20 protein-coding genes and 1 tRNA gene are annotated in these 16,103 nt (G+C 68.0%); 14 read left to right on the top strand and 7 right to left on the bottom strand.

The genetic code is table 11. The features are described 5' to 3' along the window. Positions 1–22 precede the first annotated feature (22 nt). On the top strand, positions 23–748 hold the full coding sequence (locus HZF05_RS08580) for a hypothetical protein (RefSeq protein ID WP_160365670.1): 726 nt from the start codon (positions 23–25) through the stop codon (positions 746–748). A 7-nt stretch (positions 749–755) separates the two neighbouring features. Here HZF05_RS08580 and gcvA read toward each other — a convergent pair whose 3' ends face one another. Beyond that, a complete protein-coding gene (gene gcvA, locus HZF05_RS08575; RefSeq protein WP_160365669.1) occupies positions 756–1,661 on the bottom strand; it encodes a transcriptional regulator GcvA in 906 nt (301 codons plus the stop codon). 115 nt (positions 1,662–1,776) lie between these two features. Between gcvA and HZF05_RS08570 the strand changes: the two genes are divergently transcribed. The 8 genes from HZF05_RS08570 to HZF05_RS08535 all read left to right on the top strand — a co-directional run bounded on the left by HZF05_RS08570 (position 1,777) and on the right by HZF05_RS08535 (position 6,934). Beyond that, positions 1,777–1,941 carry a hypothetical protein gene (locus HZF05_RS08570; protein ID WP_160365668.1) on the top strand — a complete coding sequence of 55 codons (165 nt, stop codon included), beginning with the start codon at positions 1,777–1,779 and terminating at the stop codon, positions 1,939–1,941. 98 nt (positions 1,942–2,039) lie between these two features. Further along, complete coding sequence (gene purC / locus HZF05_RS08565; RefSeq protein WP_160365667.1) at positions 2,040–2,819, top strand: phosphoribosylaminoimidazolesuccinocarboxamide synthase; 780 nt, start codon at positions 2,040–2,042, stop codon at positions 2,817–2,819. 167 nt (positions 2,820–2,986) lie between these two features. After that, positions 2,987–4,072, top strand: coding sequence for an acyltransferase family protein (locus tag HZF05_RS08560; RefSeq protein ID WP_160365666.1), 1,086 nt, complete (start codon positions 2,987–2,989; stop codon positions 4,070–4,072). Positions 4,073–4,144: 72 nt separating this feature from the next. Then, positions 4,145–5,221, top strand: a complete 1,077-nt coding sequence (locus HZF05_RS08555; protein WP_160365665.1) for a helix-turn-helix transcriptional regulator — start codon at positions 4,145–4,147, stop codon at positions 5,219–5,221. A gap of 72 nt (positions 5,222–5,293) precedes the next feature. Next, positions 5,294–5,497: a hypothetical protein gene (locus HZF05_RS08550; RefSeq protein ID WP_160365664.1), complete on the top strand. Its 204-nt coding sequence runs from the start codon at positions 5,294–5,296 to the stop codon at positions 5,495–5,497. Between the two features lie 95 nt (positions 5,498–5,592). After that, positions 5,593–5,823 carry a phosphoribosylformylglycinamidine synthase subunit PurS gene (gene purS, locus HZF05_RS08545; RefSeq protein ID WP_160365663.1) on the top strand — a complete coding sequence of 77 codons (231 nt, stop codon included), beginning with the start codon at positions 5,593–5,595 and terminating at the stop codon, positions 5,821–5,823. 17 nt (positions 5,824–5,840) lie between these two features. Further along, positions 5,841–6,506 (top strand): phosphoribosylformylglycinamidine synthase subunit PurQ, encoded by a 666-nt coding sequence (purQ, locus tag HZF05_RS08540; RefSeq protein ID WP_160365662.1) that lies wholly within the window; start codon positions 5,841–5,843, stop codon positions 6,504–6,506. Beyond that, complete coding sequence (locus HZF05_RS08535; protein WP_343046857.1) at positions 6,503–6,934, top strand: GFA family protein; 432 nt, start codon at positions 6,503–6,505, stop codon at positions 6,932–6,934. The genes purQ and HZF05_RS08535 overlap by 4 nt, the downstream gene beginning before the upstream one ends. A 3-nt stretch (positions 6,935–6,937) precedes the next feature. Here HZF05_RS08535 and HZF05_RS08530 read toward each other — a convergent pair whose 3' ends face one another. Next, a complete protein-coding gene (locus HZF05_RS08530; protein ID WP_160365661.1) occupies positions 6,938–7,684 on the bottom strand; it encodes a queuosine precursor transporter in 747 nt (248 codons plus the stop codon). Positions 7,685–7,742: 58 nt separating this feature from the next. Between HZF05_RS08530 and HZF05_RS08525 the strand changes: the two genes are divergently transcribed. From HZF05_RS08525 to HZF05_RS08515, 3 genes are all read left to right on the top strand, one after another. Further along, positions 7,743–7,819, top strand: a tRNA-Arg gene (locus HZF05_RS08525). 121 nt (positions 7,820–7,940) lie between these two features. After that, positions 7,941–8,777, top strand: a complete 837-nt coding sequence (locus HZF05_RS21840) for a DNA/RNA non-specific endonuclease (protein ID WP_246331823.1) — start codon at positions 7,941–7,943, stop codon at positions 8,775–8,777. Beyond that, positions 8,767–9,150: a hypothetical protein gene (locus HZF05_RS08515; protein ID WP_160365660.1), complete on the top strand. Its 384-nt coding sequence runs from the start codon at positions 8,767–8,769 to the stop codon at positions 9,148–9,150. Before HZF05_RS21840 ends, HZF05_RS08515 begins: the two co-directional genes overlap by 11 nt. Before the next feature lie 45 nt (positions 9,151–9,195). On the opposite strand, the gene HZF05_RS08510 is transcribed toward HZF05_RS08515, so the two are convergent. Further along, entirely contained in the window at positions 9,196–9,489 is a 294-nt protein-coding gene (locus tag HZF05_RS08510) for a hypothetical protein (RefSeq protein WP_160365659.1), read from the bottom strand. A gap of 111 nt (positions 9,490–9,600) precedes the next feature. Between HZF05_RS08510 and HZF05_RS08505 the strand changes: the two genes are divergently transcribed. Then, positions 9,601–10,566 (top strand): GlxA family transcriptional regulator, encoded by a 966-nt coding sequence (locus tag HZF05_RS08505; RefSeq protein ID WP_160365658.1) that lies wholly within the window; start codon positions 9,601–9,603, stop codon positions 10,564–10,566. Here HZF05_RS08505 and HZF05_RS08500 read toward each other — a convergent pair. The 3 genes from HZF05_RS08500 to HZF05_RS08490 are packed head-to-tail and all read right to left on the bottom strand — an operon-like array spanning position 10,525 to position 13,645. Further along, positions 10,525–11,343, bottom strand: coding sequence for a nucleotidyltransferase family protein (locus HZF05_RS08500; protein WP_160365657.1), 819 nt, complete (start codon positions 11,341–11,343; stop codon positions 10,525–10,527). The genes HZF05_RS08505 and HZF05_RS08500 overlap by 42 nt on opposite strands. Continuing rightward, complete coding sequence (locus tag HZF05_RS08495) at positions 11,343–12,446, bottom strand: D-alanine--D-alanine ligase family protein (protein ID WP_160365656.1); 1,104 nt, start codon at positions 12,444–12,446, stop codon at positions 11,343–11,345. The genes HZF05_RS08500 and HZF05_RS08495 overlap by 1 nt, the downstream gene beginning before the upstream one ends. 14 nt (positions 12,447–12,460) lie before the next feature. After that, positions 12,461–13,645, bottom strand: a complete 1,185-nt coding sequence (locus tag HZF05_RS08490) for a sugar-transfer associated ATP-grasp domain-containing protein (RefSeq protein ID WP_160365655.1) — start codon at positions 13,643–13,645, stop codon at positions 12,461–12,463. Between the two features lie 23 nt (positions 13,646–13,668). On the opposite strand from HZF05_RS08490, the gene HZF05_RS08485 reads away from it, so the two are divergent. Continuing rightward, complete coding sequence (locus HZF05_RS08485) at positions 13,669–14,781, top strand: glycosyltransferase (RefSeq protein WP_160365654.1); 1,113 nt, start codon at positions 13,669–13,671, stop codon at positions 14,779–14,781. On the opposite strand, the gene HZF05_RS08480 is transcribed toward HZF05_RS08485, so the two are convergent. Beyond that, positions 14,735–16,075, bottom strand: coding sequence for a lipopolysaccharide biosynthesis protein (locus HZF05_RS08480; RefSeq protein WP_160365653.1), 1,341 nt, complete (start codon positions 16,073–16,075; stop codon positions 14,735–14,737). The genes HZF05_RS08485 and HZF05_RS08480 overlap by 47 nt on opposite strands. Positions 16,076–16,103: the final 28 nt, after the last annotated feature.

Below are 16,103 nucleotides of genomic sequence, written 5' to 3'. Positions count from 1 at the left end.
CGCGTTCCGCTGAGAGGCTCCGATGACCTTCGCGCTGCTGCTCCTCGTCCAGACCGCGAGCGCGAACATCGTGACACTCTCCCCGCCCGCCCCGGTGCTGCCGAAGGCCGCGCCGCCCTCCCCGCCGATCGTCGTCACCGCGCCGCCGATGCTCACCCTCTCGCCACCCGCGCCCGTTTTGCCCTCTTGGGAGGAGACGCTGGTCGCGCAGCTCAGGAGCGACGACCGCGCCGTGCGCGAGCGCGCGATCGAGGCGGCATTGGCCGCACCCTATGCGCTGCACCCGCTCACCGGCTACCCGCCGCTGGTCGGAGCGCTATGGGCCGACGGGCGGCGAACGCAGGCGACCTTCTGGTTCTACGTCTTCCAGGAGCGATCGGCCGCCTGGGCGCTCGCCGACGACGAGGGGCGCGGATCGGGCGCGGCGGCGCTGCGCACCGCGATGAACGACCAGCTCGGCCAGGCGATCAACCCCTGGGTGGCGAGCGATGTCTCCGCCTGGAAACGCATCGCCGCACGCGCCGTCTCCTACGAGGCGAAGTTTCCGCTCTACGCGAGGCGCCCGGAAGCGATGACGCAACACGACTGGCTCGCCACCGTCGACCGCGCGCGCGCCACTTATCGCGACCAGCTGAAACAGTTGCAGGATGTGGATGCGGCCGGGATCGCGGACTCCCGCAAGCAGCGCGGCCTTCCGACCGGCTCGCTCGACGATCCCGGGCCGGATCTGCCGGACGGCTGGCAATGACGCCCCGTCAGGGTTTGCCGCCCTCCCGCAATTCCCGTCCCACCTCCTCCAGCAGCCATTCGCGGAAGCGCTTGATCTTGGGCGTCATGCGGCGGTGCTCGGGCGTCACCAGCCAGTAAGCGTAGCCGCGCGTCGAGACCTGATCGGACAGCCGCACCAGCCGCCCCTCCACGATGTCGTTGCGCCAGAAGAAGGGGGTGAGCATCGCCACCCCCTGCCCCGCCATCGCGGCGGCGCCCTCGTTCGCCTGGCTATCCATGCGGACACCGGAGCGCAGCCGCCCCTCCGGAGCGTTCACGCCCGCTTCGCGCAGCCACCAAGGCCACCACGGGTCCTGTGGGGAGATCATGGTCAGGTTGGGCATGTCGGCCGCCGCGATCGTCCCGCCATGCCGCGCGAGGAAAGACGGGCTGCACATCGGCGTGAACTCGATGTCGAGCAGCAGGTCGGCCGTCAGCCCCTCCCACTGCCCGCGCCCGGCGCGGATCGCGACGTCCACCTCATCCGTGGCGAAATCGACCAGAGTGTCGCTCACCAGGAGGCGCACCGCCATCTCGGGGTGATTCATCTGAAAGCCGCCGATCTTCCAGGCGAGCCATGTGTTGGCGAAGGTCTGCGAGGTGGAGATGGTCAGCATCCCCTCGTCCTCGGCGCGGAGTTCCGCGAAGGCACCGTCGATCGCATCGAAGGCGCGGCTGACGGGGGCTGCGGCGCGGCGCCCCGCTTCGGTCAACACCACGCGGCGCTTCTCGCGGCGGAACAGGGCCACGCCGACGCGATCCTCGAGCAGCTTCACCTGATAGGAGACCGCCGCCTGCGTCATGCCGAGCTCGGCGGCGGCGGCGGTGAAATTCTCGTGGCGCGCGGCCGCCTCGAACACCCGGACGGCGGCGAGGGGCGGCAGGCGGCGCATGGCCCCGATCATAAGCACCGCTTATCAACTGCGTCCAGCCTTTCGTTGGCGGCGCGCAACGGAAATGTGCATTTGAAGGGCGTCGGGACGGAGGAGCCCGACCGAGGAGGTTCTTATGATCGATCAGGACACGGCCCGCCTGTGGGCCGATCATCACGAGGCGTTCGGCCGCTGGGTGGACATCGCCGCCAGCGGTATCGGCAACGCCTTCCGCGCGCTCAACCGCATCCAGTATCAGGCGCCGTGGGAGACCATCGCGAGGGGCCGCGCGCGTCATTGAAAAGGCGCGCCCATTCCGTTAGAGGGCGTCAACGCCCCGGTCGTGTCGGATTCCCTTCACGCGCCGGGGCGTAAGTCTTTCTGGTACGGGAATCGCGAATGGCACGCCGCCGGCAGATCTACGAAGGCAAGGCGAAGATCCTCTACGAGGGTCCGGAGCCGGGCACGCTCATCCAGTATTTCAAGGACGATGCCACCGCCTTCAACGCCCAGAAGAAGGGCACGATCAACGGCAAGGGCGTGCTCAACAACCGCATTTCCGAGCATGTCTTCACGATGCTCGGCAATATCGGCGTGCCGACCCACTTCATCCGCCGCCTCAACATGCGCGAGCAGCTGATCCGCCAGGTCGAGATCGTGCCGATCGAGGTGGTGGTGCGCAACGTCGTCGCCGGATCGCTGGCGAAGCGCCTGGGCATCGAGGAGGGCACGCAGCTCCCCCGCACGATCATCGAATATTATTACAAGGACGATGCGCTGGGCGACCCGATGGTCACCGACGAGCATATCGCCTGCTTCGGCTGGGCCAGCCAGGACGAGATGCACGACATCTCCGACATGGCGATCCGGGTGAACGACTTCCTCACGGGCCTGTTCGCCGGCATCAACATCCGCCTGGTCGATTTCAAGCTGGAGTTCGGCCGGATCTGGGAAAACGACTTCAGCCGCGTGATCCTCGCCGACGAAATCTCGCCCGACGGTTGCCGCCTGTGGGACATGACCACCAACGAGAAGCTCGACAAGGATCGCTTCCGCCGCGATCTCGGCGGCGAGGTCGAGGCCTATCAGGAGGTCGCGCGCCGGCTCGGCCTGCTCCCCGAGGGGCCGGAGAATGCCGTGCTCGACATGGAGAGCCACCGCAAGAAGCGGGGGCAGTAAAGCATTCCCCTCCGCCCCGTTCGCCCTGAGGAGGGACTGAGCGGAGCGTAGCGGAGGCGAAGGCCCGTCTCGAAGGGCCTGTGCAGGTGCTTCGAGACGCCGCTTCGACAGGCTCAGCGGCTCCTCAGCACGAACGGGTTGGTTTCCGGCCCGAACGGAGTTGATGGTTGCCGCCTAGCCCTCCCGACGATGTCCCCACCCGCGAGGCGATCCAGATCGCGCGGGTGCTGTGCATCCTGGGGATCGTCTATGTCCATGCCTGGACGGGGCTGACCGCCGAGCAGCTCGCCACGCTGGACCATGCGCCGCAGGGCATATTGCGCTGGGTGCTGATCGAGCTGGTCGGGCGCAGCGCGGTGCCGCTGCTGGGCGCGATCTCGGGCTGGCTCTCCGGGCCTTCCGCCGCCAAGCGCAGCTACGGCGCCTTCGTGAAGGTAAAGGCGCGCACCGTGCTGGCGCCGATGATCCTGTGGAATGTCATCGCGCTGGCGCTGGTGAGCGGGTCCGCCCTCGCCTTCGCGCTCCCCGCCCCGGTGCCGGCCAACTGGCACGAGGCGCTCGACTGGATCGGCTGCGTCACCCAGCCCAACCCGATCAACGTCCAGATCAGCTTCCTGCGCGATCTGTTCCTGTGCATGTGCGCGGCGCCGCTGCTCACAAGGCTACCCGATCGCTGGCTTTGGGCATTGTGGCTGCTGGTGGCGGCGTGGTCGATCAGCAACCTCAACCTGTACGTGCTGCTCCGCCCGCAGATCCTGCTGTTCTTCCTGTCGGGCATGCTGGCGCGCCGCCACGCCACCGCCGAGCGGATCGCGCGCTGGCCGCTGATCGGCTGCGTGCTGCCTTACCTCTTCCTGCTGCCCGCCAAGGTGATGCTCGCGGTGCAGGACGACACATGGCTGCAGACGCATGTCGTCGCCGCCAACGCGATCGACCAGCCGCTCCGCTTCGCCGCCGCGCTCGCGGTGTGGCGTTGCGCACTGGCGCTGGTGCCGACGCGATTGGGCAAGCGGATCATGGTCGCCGAGCGCTACGCCTTCCTGCTCTTCTGCTGTCACCTGGTGCTGATCTGGCTGATCGGCCCATTGATCGGGCGTCTGACGGGTCCGATGGGGTCGCCGGGCTACGCGCCCTTCCTGCTGCTCCAGCCGCTGCTGGCGCTGGGCGGGACGGTGCTGGTGGGCCGAGCCCTGCTGCGAGCATCGGGATCGACCGCAAAACTGCTGAGCGGCGGACGACTGTCGAAGCAATGATTCGAACAGGATCGCATTTTTCGCACTTGGAAAAGCAGTTATCGCCTTGTTAACCCCGGAACGGGGGTCATCATGGATGCTTTGCTTGCATATATCTACGAGGCTGCGGCGATGCCGGGTCGCTGGCCGCATGTATTGGATGACGTCGCGAGTCACCTGGGCGCAAAGGGCGGCAATCTGATCGCCATATCGCCCGGCAACCGCCGCGCGATCGCCTCGCCCGGCGTGGAGGCTATCACGCGCGCCTTCGAGGCAGCCGGTTTCCAGAACGAGAACTCGCGGATCGACCGTCTGGTCGCGCGATCACCTTATCCCGGCTTTCTTACCGATCGCGATCTCCACAGCGAATGGGAGATGCGCACATTGCCGCTGTACCGCGATTTCCTGATGCCCACTGGAACCGCCTTCGGCGCGGCGACGATCATCCAGGGTGCCGGGGATGACGGCCTCCTCATTTCGCTGGAGGCTTTTGCGGATGCAGATGCGGCCTGGGCGGCCGTTCCGCAGCTCGATCGCCTGAGGCCGCATTTCGCGCGCGCGGCCACGCTGAGCGCACAGCTTCGGCTGCAGGAGGCCCGTTCCACCGTGGCCGCGCTTCAGGCGATCGGTGCCGCCGCCGCGCTGCTCGATCACCGGGGCCGCCTGATGGCCGCCAATGCCACCTTCGAGGCAACGCTCGACCACGGCTTCCTCGATGGGCGAAACCGTCTGCATCTCACCTCACCCGCAACGGACAGGCTCCTTGCCGAGACGATCGCCTCGCCGGATCGACGCGGTCGCTCGATCGCCCTGCCCGATCTGCCGTCCGGCCCGTGCGCGCTCCACGTCGTGCCGATCCACGGCGATGCTCGCGATCTGTTCGACGGCGGTGCGTTCATGCTGCTCGCATCGGGCGCCGGCAACAGGTCTGTCCCCGCCTCCGATCTCCTGCAGGCCCTGTTCGACCTCAGTCCTGCCGAAGCGCGGGTGGCACGGCGCATGATCGATGGCGCCACGCCGGCCGAAATCGCCTCCGAAAACCGGCTGTCGACCGCGACGGTCCGCACGCAACTCGCCAGCGTCTATCGGAAGACGGGAACCTCGCGGCAGGTCGAACTGGTGAACCTGCTGACGAGGTTCGCAGGCGGTGGCGATACACCATATGGATGATGCCGCCGGTCCCCCTGCGCGCGACAATCAGCCCGAATCGAGGAGGCATCGATTCGGACGGGGGGAACGGACATGGGGCTCATCTGCGCGGCGTTCGGCCACAACCGGGTTCAGGGGCGGGCCTGGCACGATGGCGTCGAATGGCGAACGAGCTGCAGGCGCTGCCGCAAGCCGATGGTGAAAGACGCGATTTCGGGCCACTGGCTTCTCTATCGGAGCGGCGAGGACGAGCAGGCCCCGCCCTTCGCTCGCCTCGACAAGCCGATGCGCCAATAGGCGCGGCGCGACTTCTCCGGGGGGAGGCGGGCTGCGGGGTTGCTCTCCCGCAGCCCTTCCGCCAAAGGGGCCGAAACCGCACCCGGAGCGAGCCCATGAAAACCCGTGTCGTCGTGACCCTCAAGCCCGGCGTGCTCGATCCGCAGGGCAAGGCGGTGCACCATGCGCTCACCGGCCTCGGCTTCGGCGGCGTCAACGACGTGCGCGTCGGCAAGATCGTCGAGCTCGATCTTGCGGACGGCACCGCCACCGCCGACATCGAGGATATGTGCCGCAAGCTGCTCGCCAACACGGTGATCGAGAATTTCCGCATCGAGCAGGCCTGACACAGGAGCGCCGCGCCATGAAAGCCGCCGTCATCGTCTTCCCCGGCTCCAATTGCGACCGAGATCTCGCCGTCGCCTTCCGCGAACTGACCGGGCACGAGACGACCATGGTCTGGCACGGCGACACGACGCTGCCCGAAGGTCTCGACATCATCGGCGTGCCGGGCGGCTTCTCCTATGGCGATTACCTGCGCTCCGGCGCGATGGCGGCGCGATCGCCGATCATGCGCGCGGTGGCGGACGCGGCCTCCAAGGGCGTCGCGGTGCTGGGCGTGTGCAACGGCTTCCAGGTGCTGACCGAGACCGGCCTGCTGCCCGGCGCGCTGATGCGCAACGCCGGCCTCAACTTCGTCTGCCGCGACGTGGGCCTGACCGTCGGCACCTCGCAGACCATGTTCACCAGCCGCTACGAGGATGGCGAGGAGATCGTGATCCCGGTGGCCCATCATGACGGCAATTACTTCGCCGACGACGCCACGCTCGACCGGCTCGAGGGCGAGGGCCGCGTGGCGTTCCGCTATGCCGGCAACGTCAACGGATCGGCGCGTGGCATCGCCGGCATCGTCAACGATGCGGGCAACGTGCTCGGCATGATGCCCCACCCCGAGCGCATGATCGAGAGCGCCCACGGCCGCACCGATGGCCGCCGTATCTTCGAGGGCCTCGTCGGCGCCTTGTCGTGAGCGACGCGGTGCAACTGCCGATCACCGGCGGCTGCCTGTGCGGCGCGATCCGCTACGCAATCTCGAAGCCGCCGCTCGGCAGCCGCACCTGCTGGTGCCGCCTGTGCCAGTATCTCGCCAGCGGATCGGCGACGGTGAACCTGATCGTGCCGGCCGATGCCGTGACCATCACCGGCCCGCTCAAGACGTTCGACCGCATCGCCGACAGCGGCAACCACATGACCCGCGGCTTCTGCCCGGACTGCGGCACCCATGTGACCAGCGCCGCCGCCGAGACCGGCCACCTGCGCGTGATCCGCACCGGCACGCTCGACGATCCGAACCTGATGGGCCCGCAGGCGACGATCTGGACGGACATGGCGCCGCACTGGGCATCGATGAACCCGGATTTGCCGAAGCACGCCAAGCAGCCGCCGCCGGTCGCCTGATCCTTATTCCCGTCCCCCGAACGGCGAGAAGTTGGTGCGGGTGTCGAACACCTCCACCCCCTCGGCGCGCTTGAGGAAGCCGACCACCAGATAGGTGAGCGGGGTCAGCAGCACCTCCCAGCCCACCTTCATCGCCCAGTTGGTCACCATGATCGTGATCACCAGGCCATGGGTGAAGCCCGGCGCGTCCCAGAAGGCGAGCGGGTAGAAGATCAGGCTGTCCACCCCCTGCCCGAACACCGTGGAGCTGACGGTGCGCGTCCACAGGTGCCTGCCGCCGGTCCACACCTTCATCCGCGCCAGCACGAAGGCGTTGACGAACTCGCCCGCCCAGAAGGCGCAGATGCTGGCGAAGACGATCCGGCCGGTCTGCCCGAACACCAGCTCGTAGGCGGCCTGGTTGGACCAGCCCGGCGCCGGCGGCAGCTTCACCACCACGAAGGTCATCACCGCGAGGAAGATCATGGCGGCGAACCCCGCCCACACGCAGCGCCGCGCGCGCGAATAGCCGTACACCTCGGTCAGGATGTCGCCGAGCAGATAGGAGAGCGGGAAGAACAGGATGCCCGCGCCGAACTTCAGCCCGAAGAGCGTCGCCGCCTTGTCCGCGCCGATCACGTTGGAGAGCAGCAGGATGGCGACGAACGCCGTCATCATGACATCGAAATAGCGGAAGCCGCCCTTCCCAACCTCGTCCGCCTCGACCGCGCGGAGGTTGGGCGATGGGGCCGTCTGTTGCGTGTCCGTCATGAGGCGGCACAGTATCGCGGTTTCGCGGCGGCGCAATCCGGGCTATGCGGCTCGGCGGGCGCCCGTAGCTCAGCTGGATAGAGCATCCGCCTTCTAAGCGGATGGTCGCAGGTTCAAGTCCTGCCGGGCGCGCCAATCCTTTTCGATCGATGAAACCGCGCCGCGACATTCGACGCACAGTCGATCTTGCTCAATATCGTTCTTGATTTGTTCTAACCAATCTGGTACATAGCCTCTGGCATCGAGAGGAGTGAGCATGGGACAGACCGGTTCGGCGTTGGCGCATGTCCGCATTCCGCGAGAGGTATTCGGAGACTATCTGCGCACCGGCTCATGGTCGCGGTCGGCCGCCACCGTCGAGGTCAAGTTCAATCCCAACCATGATCCCGCCACCGGACGGTTCACGTTCAAGGGCGGCGGCGCCAGCGGATCTTGGGAGGGTGGTGGATTCACGGGTGGCGGCGGCGGTTCTTTTGGAGGCGGCGGCGCAAGCGGTTCGTGGGAAGGCGGTGGATTCACGGGCGGCGGTGGCGGTTCAAGCGGCGGAGTTGGCGCCTCCGCGGTGGCCGCAGCGGCGGGTATATCGACGATTTTGCAGACGGCTCGATCAGGCGTTCAGGCAATTCGTCCAACCGCTCCGTCAGGCCAGGATGCATCGCAATGGCATAGTGTCGAGAGCAACGGCTACACCTACCAACTCGATGCGACCGATCGGACGCGACAGGTGACCGGCACGCTGACGCTCAATCCCGATCAGACGCGGTCGCGAAGCGCTCAGGCTGGTGCCGGCGGTGACGACCGCCTCTCGACGGATGACGGTGGCCACTACATTGCCCGTCGCTTCAACGGCCCGACGGATGCCTTCAACCATTTCGCGCAGGACGCCAACTTCAATCGCGGCGGCTACAAGGCGCTCGAAAACCAATGGGCGAAGGACATCCGAGCGGGAGATCGGATTAATGTTAAGATCGTCCCCGAATATAGTGGGGGATCGAAGCGTCCTAGTGCCATCAACGTCACATACTCTATCAACGGAGATTTCTTCCGACAGCGTTTTTCAAACAGCGCGAAGGGCAAGCGTCATGGCAAATGATGAAATCGGGTTACTTCTCAATGAGATCGGCAACGGGCTTGCTCATGACAAGGAATATCCCTTGGATGGGACGTTCGTATATGCAGAAGCAGCGCCTGCGATGGTTAGCACATCGATTTTTAAAGATCTCGGCGATCATCTGCTGTTCCGCATAAGCACCAATATGGTGGACGATCTCATTCTCGACCTTTGGGACGCTGCTCCGACCGATCGGCGCTGGGCCGCGATGCAATACTGGATAGCGGGTGGTAAATTCACAGCTTCCTTCACCTATCCCGAGGAATTTGATCCCGAGGAGAGCGTGAGAGAACGCCGTGATCGCATCCTGCAACAACGCTACGGCAACAAGCGGGTCGTCTATCCGCCGCTTTGAACGGTGCGCGAAAACGGGCCGCCCGCCGGCGGCCCGTTCGTCACATCACAACCCCTGGATCAACCTCCCCAGCGGGGCCAGCGGGCCGACCGGGTAGTAATCGTATTCGGCGAAGCCTTCCGCCACGATCGGCATCTTGTCGATGACCGCTTTGGCCGCCTCCACCGACTCCGCGTTCATCAGGAAGATCGGGCCGGGGCGGTCGCCGCGGAACCAGAACTGGTCGATCGCGCCGTCGAGATAGAGCTGGAGCGTGTGGGGCACCTCCTTGCCCAGCACGCGCTCGCGTTCCTCCTCCGACAGCGGCTTCACGATCGATCCGATGGCAAACACCTTCATGGGAAATCTCCTTGTGGGGGTGCCGGCGGGGTGGCCGGCGCGATCGGTCTAGCCATGCCCGACCTGATCGGATATCGGCGTAAATGACAACTTCAAGGTCATTCACGCCAAATGCAGATCGTCGTACTCGCGCTCGGGGGATTGTTCGACACCGGCTTCGCCGCGACGCTGGAAGCCTTCTCCACCGCCAATTCGCTGTCGGCCGCTCTGCTCGGCGGCGCGACCCTCTTCGAGGTGACGGTGGTGGGCATGCGGCGGACGGTCCGTTCGGGTCAGGGCCTGTCGATCCCCGTCCGGCCCGTCACGCCGGAGCTGAAGCCCGACTGGGTGATCGTACCCGCGCTCAAGACGGTGACGCCCGACACCCTGCTCCCCGCCCTCGCCCGGCCCGACGTGCGCGATGCAGTGATGCAGTTGCGCGAGTGGCAAGCCGGAGGCGCGCGCGTCGCCGCGGCCTGCATCGGCACCTTCGTGCTCGCCGAAGCGGGCCTGCTCGACGGGCGCGAGGTGACCTCCACCTGGTCGCTCGCGCCCCTGTTCCGCCAGCGTTACCCGAAGGTGATGCTCGACGAGACGCGCATGCTGGTACCGTCCGACATCGGCGTTACCGCCGGATCGGCGATGGGGCATCTCGATCTCGCTCTGTGGCTGATCCGGCAGGCGAGCCCGGAGCTGGCGATGCTCGTCTCGCGCTATCTGCTCGCCGACATCCGCTCCTCGCAGGCCGCCTACATCATCCCCAACCATCTGGCGCAGGCCGATCCGCTGATCGCACGGTTCGAGCGCTGGGCGCGCGGTCACCTCCAGCGGGGCTTCTCGCTGCAGGAGGCGGCAGGCGCGCTGGCGACCAGCCCGCGCTCGCTCCAGCGCAAGTGCCAGGCGGTGCTGGGCCGGTCCCCGCTCGGATACTTCCAGGATCTGCGGGTGGAGCGCGCGCAATCCCTCGTGCGCGCCGGCGATCTCAGCCTCGACGCGATCGCCGCCGAGGTCGGCTACGAGGACGGCGCGACCTTGCGCACACTGCTGCGCGCGCGGCTAGGCCGCGGCGTCCGCGAGATCCGCGCGGACCTGCTCTGAGGCCGCCCGAGCGGCGAGGATCGTCTCCGCGACGCCGAGCGTGCGGGCATTGTCGACGTCGATCGCGACGGCGCCGTCGCTCAGGATCACCGGACGGATGGTGAGCCTGAAACGGCGCGAGAAGCGGCGGAACGCCTCGTCCAGCGTGCCGATGCCGTAGCGGAAGCGGATCAGGTTCACGATCCCGAACGCCTGCACGATGCGCAGCGGATGCTTGGCGAACTGGCCGCCGCTGCGGAACACCTCGGCCGTCTTGAGCGCCTTCGTGCTGCCGATCCAGTAGCTGTTGCAGTTGGAATAGCCGTCGTCCGAGAAGCGGTAGAAGCGACGCTGCCCGTCGGGATGCACATCCAGCACCGACTGCCGCCGCGCGAACGCCACCGCGACGTCGGCGCCGGCCGATCCGGCGAGGAACTCGCTCACCGCCTCTGGGGTCAGCAGCACGTTGTCGGCGGTGGTGATGAAGATCGGGAAAGCCGACTCGTCCACCGCCGCCATCAGGCTGTCGACGAGGTTGGTGCGCGATGGGGAGACGACCAGCCGCCCTTCGGCAATCAGCGCGCGGGCTTCCGGCACTGTATCCAGCACCGCGGGATCGTTCACCGACACGACGATCCGCCCGATCTCCGGCGTATCGCGCAGCGTCGCCAGCACGTGGCCGATCATCGGCCTGCCCGCGACCGGCAGCACGCACTTGTCCTCCAGCCCGGCGGCCGCCGCGAGCGGATCGACGCTGCCCTCGCGCCGCCCCGCCATGACGATCGCGGTCGCCGCCATCAGAGTGCGGCCGCGACCGGCTGGTGCTGCGCGGGGCGATAGCTCGGCGCGCGCCGGGCGAAGCGATCGATCAGGCCGTGCCGCGCCAGGCTCTCGCACAGGATCGTCTCGATCAATTGCTCGTGCGTCCAGCCGGCCAGCCGCGCCGCCATGCTGATCGTCTTGCGCGACCACAGGTTGCAGTTGAGATTGACCTCGAGGAACTGGAAGCGCCCGGTCGCGACATCCAGCCGGCATTCGAAGCGACCGTAATCGAAGGGCGCGAATTCCTCCATCAGGTTGAGCGCGGCGGCCTCGATCTCGCGAATCCTCGCGGCATCGTGGAAGGGCTTGATCGCGTAGGTCTTCACGCCGCCGTCGAGATCGCGCTTCTCGGTATAGCTGCGCAGCTCGATCGGATCGTGCTGCTCGACGAGCATCGTCGGCAGGATCAGCGGACGGCCGTGCATCGTGATGATCGACACCTCGATGTCGTGGCCGGTGATGAAGGGCTCGACGATCGCGTCGTGCCCCTCGGCATGGATCGCCTCGACCGCCTCGCGCACGCCGGCCCAGTCGTCGGCGGAGCGGACGCCCCAGCTCGCCGAGGAGGCGTTGGGCTTGATCACGTAGCGCTCGGCCTTGGGGCAGCGGGCCGGATCGGCGGCGTTGCCGCGCCGATAGACCGCCCAGTCGGCGGTCGGGATGCCGCGCGATCGCGCCAGCAGCTTGGTGAGGTGCTTGTCGTCCGACGTGCCGCGAATGATCGGCGATCCGCCGAGATAGGGGATGCCCAGCCGGTTGCAGAGCAAGGGCAGCATCATCTCGGAATTGAGGAAGCCGGCCCGGTTCAGCAGCGGGAAGACGAAGTCGACGTCGGGCCGCTCGAACAGCACACGGTAATCGTCGGCGATCTGGAGGTTGAAGCCGATATCCTCCAGCACTTCGCGGATCTCGGCATGGTAGACCGCGTGGGTTCCGTCCTCGGCGTCGGCGCGGCCGCCGGAGCGGGCATGCTTGGCGACGTAGAGGAGCCGCATCCGCTCCTTCACCGCCTCGGGCACCGCCAGCGGCTCGATCGCCGTTGCAAGATTTATTTCGCCGCGTGCTGAGGGTTCCTGCATGCGGCTACGTCTAATTAAATTCGGCGAAGCTTTTGTGGCGGCTGCGTGTCAGTCTTGCGGGCGAGTTGCGCGCGGATTAACTCGCCGTAGCGTTGGCCGCCCAGCCCCCGACGCCCCGCGCGCTGCGGCATCAGCACGCCGGGCTTGCCGTTGCCCTCGATCAGGATCGGCCCGTCGGGCGCGAAGCCGACGTCCCAGCCGATCAGCGCGTAATCCGGGAAGGCGCGGGCGTGCGCATCGATGGCGAGCGCCCTGGCGGCATCCCAATCGGGCAGCGCGCGGCCGGGGATGGTTGCGCCGGTGACGGGATGCGTCGGGTAATCGCCGCCGCCATAGCCCTTGCAGGCGAGGCCGAGCGTGCCGTCCTCGAGATCGATCGGGCAGAGCAGCCCGCCCGCCTTCATGTTGTCGACCTGCGCGGCGGGATCGGAGGGGATGCGCAGCACCGCATTCGCCACCTCGGGCGCGTCGCGCTCGTTGACGATGGTGGTGATCCGCGCGGTGGGCAGCGCACCGAGCGCGATATCGCGCAGCGCCGGATGCGGCACGATGCGGTGCTGGACCAGCCAGGCGCCGCGCAGGCCGCGGCATTCCTCCTGCAGCCACCCCTCGGCACCCTCGGGCGGAGGATCGAGGAAGCGGACGCCGCGCCCGCCCTCGCCGCGCGCCGGCTTGAGCAGCAATGGGGCGTGGGGAATCGGGGAGAGCAACCGCAGCCGGCCGCGCTCGATCGTCGCGACGACGGCCGGATGGCGCAACCCATGCGCGGCGCAGCGCTCATAGAAGCGGATCTTGTCGGCCAGCACGCAGCCGGGCGTCCAGCCCTTCGGGTTGATCAGCTTGTTGAGGCCGGCATCCTCGAAGCGGCGGATGTAGGCATCGAGCTGCGAGGCATCCTCGATCCGGAACAGCGCGAGATCGTTGGGATCGGCAAAGCGCGCGCGGGCGATCGCGATCGCCTTCGCCTGCCACGCATCATCCAGCCCGAACCTGCGCTGCACGGCGCGCGCCCGATGCGGCACCCAGGCGAGGAAAGCCGCCCCCACCGCCGCATCGAGCGCGGCGCGCGGCAGGCTCCGGCCGCGCTTGCGCCTGTCATAATGATCGGCGAGGAACCGACCCGAGACCGGCGTGACGATGCCGGGATAGATCGAATAGAGTTTCTTCGCGCGATACCAAAGCTCGGTCAGGGACAGCATCGCGCATCCTCCGACAGGCGATCATGAGAATAGCCATCTACGTCCAGGACATGCGCGCCAGCGGCGTCGTGCGCACGATGATCGCGATGGCGCGGGCGTTCGAGGAGACCGACGAGGCGATGCTGGTGGCGGGCTACGCCTCGGGCATCTTCGGCGCGGCGGACGTGGCGCCGGCCGGCTTCGTGGCGGCGGCGGAGCGGCCGAAGGGCAAGGTTCCCCGTCTGGGCGCCGTCCCGCCCCTGCGCCGGACGCTGCGCGAGCTGCGCCCCGGCGTGATCCTCTCCGGCGGCAATTTCGGCCATTTCAGCCTGTGGGCGGCGACGCGCGGGCTCGGTGTGCCCGTCGTGTACGTGTTCAGCAACGCGATGGAGCGCGAAGGCCAGCCGTGGCGTAATCGCTGGCGCCGTTTCTGGAGCGGGCTGCTGGTGCGCGGATCGGGCGGCGCGATCGTGGTCGGCGCCAACCTCGCGCGCAGCGGCGTGTTTGCGCCGCACATCGCGAGCGGCAAGGCAGTTCTGATCCCCAATGGGATCGATCTCGTCACCGTTCCGCAGGCGGACGGGACGGTGCCGGCAGCGATGGCCGGGCCGGAGCCGGTGATCCTCTCGATCGGCCGCCTCCAGCCGCAGAAGAATTTCGAGGCGCTGATCGATGCGGTCGCGGTGGTGCGGAAGACGCACGCCGTGCGGCTGGTGGTGCTCGGCGCCGGCACCGACGACTATCGCGCCGCCCTGATCGCCCGTGCCGAGGCGCGCGGCATCGCGGGGCATGTCCTGTTCGCCGGCACCACCGACAATGTCTATCCGTGGCTGCGCGCCGCGCGCGTCTTCGCGCTCGCCTCGCGCTGGGAGGGCTCGTCGATCGCCTTGCTTGAGGCGATGGCGGCGGGCACGCCGATCGTCGCCAGCCGCACCGCCGGCGACGCCGCCGACGTGCTGGACGACGGCCGTTACGGGCTGATCGCCGACGCGGAGAACCCGCAAGCCTTCGCCGCTGCCCTGCTCCGCCAGATCGACGATCCCGTAATGCCCGGAGACCGCGCGCAGGCCTATGACGCCCCGGTGATGATGCGCGCCTATCATGCGATGCTCACAAAGGCTGCGGCCGGCGCGCGGGCTCGGGCGGCGCGGGCCTGAGCACGCCCCAGCCGGTCAGCAGCACCGCTACAAGGCTGCCGCAGAAGGTCGCCCAGGCGCCCCCGATCGTCCCGAAGGGCGGCAGCAGCAGGAAGAGCAGCCCGGCCTGCACCCCCGTCGCCACCACGCGCAGGCGGAAGGCGGCGCCCGCCTGCCCCCGCGCGGTCATCGCCGGCTCGAAGGCGAAGCCCAGCAGGTCGAGCCCCGCCGCACCCACCAGGATCACGATCGGCCAGTAGGCGCCGGAGAATTGCCGCGTCGCGATCAGCCGCAGCAGCGGTTCGCCGAACAAGGCCGCCACCCCCACCATCGCCACCGCCACCGCGCCCGCGATCAGGGTCAGCCGCGCCAGCAGGGCACGATCCGATCCGGTCGTGATCGCCAGCACCAGCTCGGCATAAGCGGCGCGCGAGAAGGTCTGGGTCGCCTTCACCATCGCCTGCGCGAGCTGCGCCGCGACCCGGAACATGCCCGCCGCCGCCGGCCCGCCGAACGCGCCGACCACGATCAGGGTGAATTGCTTGGCGGTCAGCGTCAGCGTCGAGGAGAGGTTGGTGAGGAACACGAAGCGCCACAGCGACGGCTCCTCGCGCGCCAGCCGTCTCAGGCCCGCCGGGGCGAGCGCCAGCCCCCGCTTGCGCAGCGCCGCCCACCAGTAAGCCGCCGCCGTCGCCAGCTCGGCCACCGCCCATGCCAGCAGGAAGCCTGTCACCGACGGCAACAGCACCGCCGCCAGCGCCGCTCCCGCCGCGCGCACGGCGGGCGACACCGAATCCGCCAGCGCCGCATCGCGGAAGCGCTGGTCGAGCCTGAGCACCCCGATCGGGGTCGACCGCACCGCGATCAGGATGGCGAAGCAGAAGCCGAACGCCGCGCCGTAGAGATCGCGCGGCACCTTGAGCGCCGGCCCGAGCAGCCAGATCGCGAACAGCGCCAGCAGGCTCCCCACCAGCGCTGCCGCCAGATCGAGCAAGGCGGCGAATGCGATGATCCGGTCGACGCCCGGCGCATCCCCCTCCACCTGCGCGCGGGTGCCGTAGCGCACCACGAATTGCCAGGTCTGGAAGCCGACCACCGCCGAAATCCCCTGTCCGATCGCGACGATCAAAGTGAAGCGGCCGAAATCCGCGAGGCCGAGCGTGCGCGTCGCCATGGCGAGATAGGCGATCGACAGCACCGCCTGGAAGCCGCGCGCGCCGAGCAGCCAGCCGGCGTTGACGCCGACGCGGCGCAGCCCGGCGGTCGCGGCCTCGCCGCCCGCCCCCTTCGCCGCACTGTCATCAAAGCGTGCCATTCGTGCCTTCCGATCGTCACGGGATTGC

Origin of the sequence: Sphingomonas chungangi, assembly GCF_013778325.1 — a bacterium.
GTDB lineage: Bacteria > Pseudomonadota > Alphaproteobacteria > Sphingomonadales > Sphingomonadaceae > Solisphingomonas > Solisphingomonas chungangi.
The sequence above is the reverse complement of the archived record's forward strand: the minus strand, read 5'-3'. Positions and strand labels throughout refer to the sequence as shown.

What these genes read in the sequence shown, in the direction of transcription:
- HZF05_RS08510 (WP_160365659.1), bottom strand. Translation starts at nt 9,489, where the DNA reads ATGAAGGTGTTTGCCATCGGATCGATCGTGAAGCCGCTGTCGGAGGAG.
- HZF05_RS08500 (WP_160365657.1), bottom strand. Translation starts at nt 11,343, where the DNA reads ATGGCGGCGACCGCGATCGTCATGGCGGGGCGGCGCGAGGGCAGCGTC.
- HZF05_RS08570 (WP_160365668.1), top strand. Translation starts at nt 1,777, where the DNA reads ATGATCGATCAGGACACGGCCCGCCTGTGGGCCGATCATCACGAGGCG.
- HZF05_RS08480 (WP_160365653.1), bottom strand. Translation starts at nt 16,075, where the DNA reads ATGGCACGCTTTGATGACAGTGCGGCGAAGGGGGCGGGCGGCGAGGCC.
- gcvA (WP_160365669.1), bottom strand. Translation starts at nt 1,661, where the DNA reads ATGCGCCGCCTGCCGCCCCTCGCCGCCGTCCGGGTGTTCGAGGCGGCC.
- HZF05_RS08550 (WP_160365664.1), top strand. Translation starts at nt 5,294, where the DNA reads ATGGGGCTCATCTGCGCGGCGTTCGGCCACAACCGGGTTCAGGGGCGG.
- HZF05_RS08505 (WP_160365658.1), top strand. Translation starts at nt 9,601, where the DNA reads ATGCAGATCGTCGTACTCGCGCTCGGGGGATTGTTCGACACCGGCTTC.
- HZF05_RS08555 (WP_160365665.1), top strand. Translation starts at nt 4,145, where the DNA reads ATGGATGCTTTGCTTGCATATATCTACGAGGCTGCGGCGATGCCGGGT.
- HZF05_RS21840 (WP_246331823.1), top strand. Translation starts at nt 7,941, where the DNA reads ATGGGACAGACCGGTTCGGCGTTGGCGCATGTCCGCATTCCGCGAGAG.
- purS (WP_160365663.1), top strand. Translation starts at nt 5,593, where the DNA reads ATGAAAACCCGTGTCGTCGTGACCCTCAAGCCCGGCGTGCTCGATCCG.
- HZF05_RS08495 (WP_160365656.1), bottom strand. Translation starts at nt 12,446, where the DNA reads ATGCAGGAACCCTCAGCACGCGGCGAAATAAATCTTGCAACGGCGATC.
- HZF05_RS08530 (WP_160365661.1), bottom strand. Translation starts at nt 7,684, where the DNA reads ATGACGGACACGCAACAGACGGCCCCATCGCCCAACCTCCGCGCGGTC.
- HZF05_RS08515 (WP_160365660.1), top strand. Translation starts at nt 8,767, where the DNA reads ATGGCAAATGATGAAATCGGGTTACTTCTCAATGAGATCGGCAACGGG.
- purQ (WP_160365662.1), top strand. Translation starts at nt 5,841, where the DNA reads ATGAAAGCCGCCGTCATCGTCTTCCCCGGCTCCAATTGCGACCGAGAT.
- HZF05_RS08580 (WP_160365670.1), top strand. Translation starts at nt 23, where the DNA reads ATGACCTTCGCGCTGCTGCTCCTCGTCCAGACCGCGAGCGCGAACATC.
- purC (WP_160365667.1), top strand. Translation starts at nt 2,040, where the DNA reads ATGGCACGCCGCCGGCAGATCTACGAAGGCAAGGCGAAGATCCTCTAC.
- HZF05_RS08490 (WP_160365655.1), bottom strand. Translation starts at nt 13,645, where the DNA reads ATGCTGTCCCTGACCGAGCTTTGGTATCGCGCGAAGAAACTCTATTCG.
- HZF05_RS08485 (WP_160365654.1), top strand. Translation starts at nt 13,669, where the DNA reads ATGAGAATAGCCATCTACGTCCAGGACATGCGCGCCAGCGGCGTCGTG.